This window comes from Nocardia sp. NPDC003345 (genome assembly GCF_053589395.1).
The window spans coordinates 1-2,109 of record NZ_JBSFRU010000547.1 but is presented as its reverse complement, the minus strand read 5'-3'; the positions used below and the strand labels follow the sequence as shown (position 1 = coordinate 2,109).

At 68.0% G+C, this 2,109-nt stretch carries 3 protein-coding genes; 1 reads left to right on the top strand and 2 read right to left on the bottom strand.

Going from position 1 to position 2,109, the window contains the following annotated elements; genetic code table 11:
- Positions 1–398: 398 nt before the first annotated feature.
- Complete coding sequence (locus ACWDU1_RS31845; protein WP_450004129.1) at positions 399–830, top strand: alpha-isopropylmalate synthase regulatory domain-containing protein; 432 nt, start codon at positions 399–401, stop codon at positions 828–830.
- Positions 831–897: 67 nt separating this feature from the next.
- Here ACWDU1_RS31845 and trxA read toward each other — a convergent pair whose 3' ends face one another.
- Both trxA and ACWDU1_RS31835 read right to left on the bottom strand, forming a co-directional pair.
- Entirely contained in the window at positions 898–1,281 is a 384-nt protein-coding gene (gene trxA / locus ACWDU1_RS31840; RefSeq protein WP_450004128.1) for a thioredoxin, read from the bottom strand.
- Positions 1,282–1,405: 124 nt separating this feature from the next.
- The gene (locus ACWDU1_RS31835; protein WP_450004127.1) at positions 1,406–1,942 is read right to left on the bottom strand and encodes a 2'-5' RNA ligase family protein; all 537 of its coding nucleotides are present in this window, start codon (positions 1,940–1,942) and stop codon (positions 1,406–1,408) included.
- Positions 1,943–2,109: the final 167 nt, after the last annotated feature.

Below are 2,109 nucleotides of genomic sequence, written 5' to 3'. Positions count from 1 at the left end.
GCCGAACCCCGCGCGCGCCAGCGCGCCAAAAATACAGCGTTCGTCACGGTAACGGCCCGGGTATGGCGGGTGGTGGGGCGGTGACCTGGGGAAACGCTACTGAACGGTAGGAGAAACGGCAGGCGAATATGGTTGCCAACTGCACGCGGAGTCTTTATTGTCGAGCACGTGCAAATCCCTGCCGACGGCCTCTGTGCCGCGCCGATGGTCGCTGATCGCGACGGCGCGGCGCTTCTCGCGCGCACTGCGGAGCGGGCACGTCGGCTACTTGCCGTAGTAGTAACCCGCCGTAGCGGGGTCTGATTCGGACCGGCCCCCTCGCTGCGGGCCCCCTTTTTCTTCGCTTTTGCTGGTCCCCCTGAAACCTGCCGACCTTCTCTGGGAAGACCTACGTGCTCATGACCACTGTGATTCTGGAAAACGACACTCTGACCACGGCCGCGCCACGCAGCTTGCGCTCCGAATGCGCCGAGCTGACCGCGGACCAATTCCACGACCGTTACGGCGAATGCGCCGGCCCGATCCGGTTGGCGGGCTGGTCGTCGACGGGGGCGCGGGGTGGCGCCTTCACCGCGACTCTCGAGTTCCCGGGCTGGTCCCGGTCGGTCGTGGCCGCCGGTAATCCGATCGCCGCGATGACCTCCGCGTTGTACGAGGCGGGGTATCCGGTCGAAATTCTCCGATTCCATCAGCGCCGGACGCCGGCGGGGACCGCCACCTTCGTGCAGTGTGAGTCGGATGGTCGCCGGGGCTGGGGTGCCGCGCTGGCGGCCGACGGTGCCGAATCGTCGGTGCGGGCGATGATCGCCGGCGTCAACCGGCTGGGTTAGCGAATACGACTACGGCGAACTCCGCACCATCCCCGGAAAGTGCGGAGTCCGCCGTAGTCTCTCAACTCTATTCGGCCGCTCGGCCGTTGGCTGCCTGCTGTTCGGCGAGTTGCTTACGAACCTCGTCCATATCGAGGGCCTTCACCTGCGAGACGAGGTCTTCGAGCGCGGCGGGCGGCAGCGCGCCGGGCTGCGCGAAGACCAGGACGCCTTCGCGGAACGCCATGATGGTCGGGATGGACTGGATGTTCGCGGCCGCGGCGAGGCCCTGTTCGGCCTCGGTGTCGACCTTGCCGTGTACGACATCGGGATGCTGATCCGACGACGCCTCGTAGGTCGGGGCGAAGCTGCGGCACGGTCCGCACCAGGAAGCCCAGAAATCGACCAGTACCACGTCATTGCTGGTGACTACGTCGTCGAAGTTCTGCTGCGTCAGTGTCTGGGTGGCCATGACGTCCTCTCGTGGTCGGTATACAGGTTGCAACGCCGGCCCCGGCCGCGGTTGTTCCGCGACGGTGTCGTACGCCACCGGACCCCACCCTACGTGCCGGTGCGGGGCCTGGTGGCGGGTGCCGTCAGCCGTGTTCGCCGATCGTCCAGGCCCGCCGCCGGTCGCCGTCCCAGCGGCGCACACCGATCGCGGTCGCGGCGATGTCCTTATCGGTCGCGACGGCCGCGACCGCTTCCCCGATCCGCTGCGGCAGCACCCGCCGGGCCAGCGTGACGTGTGGTGTCCAGTGGTCGGGCCGCAGGTTCGCGGGGATATCGGGGCAGGGGGCGACGATCTGATGGACGCGGCGGTGCCAGGCGAGTAGTTGTTCCGACGGCGTCACGGCTCGCACCAGGATCGGGCGGCGGGCACCGAAGACCAGGACGCCGCCGAGTCGTATCGGGAAGGGGCGGAACGGTAATCGGTCGAGTTCCTGTTCTATGCGTGGCCAGATCTGCCGGGCCACCGCGACGGTGATGTGCGGCCGATGGGTGTCGATATCGCCACCGGCGCCGCGGCCCTGCCCCAGCCCGGGCAGGCCCGCTTCGGCGAGCAGTTCCCACTGTCGCCGGATCCGCTGCTCCGCCGCCTCGTCGAGCAGCAATTCCACCGACTGCACCATGATCTTCAGACCGTAACCTGTCGGGGGTCGCCGGCACCGGGCTATGGCCCGGGCCGCCGCGCCCGAGATCAATTCTCGGTTACAGCGCTGTGCCGGATGCCGCGGTGGCCTACTGTGCCTGGCAACGTCGATATGTGGCGGAGGTCCCACGATTCCTCGCGAGCGGC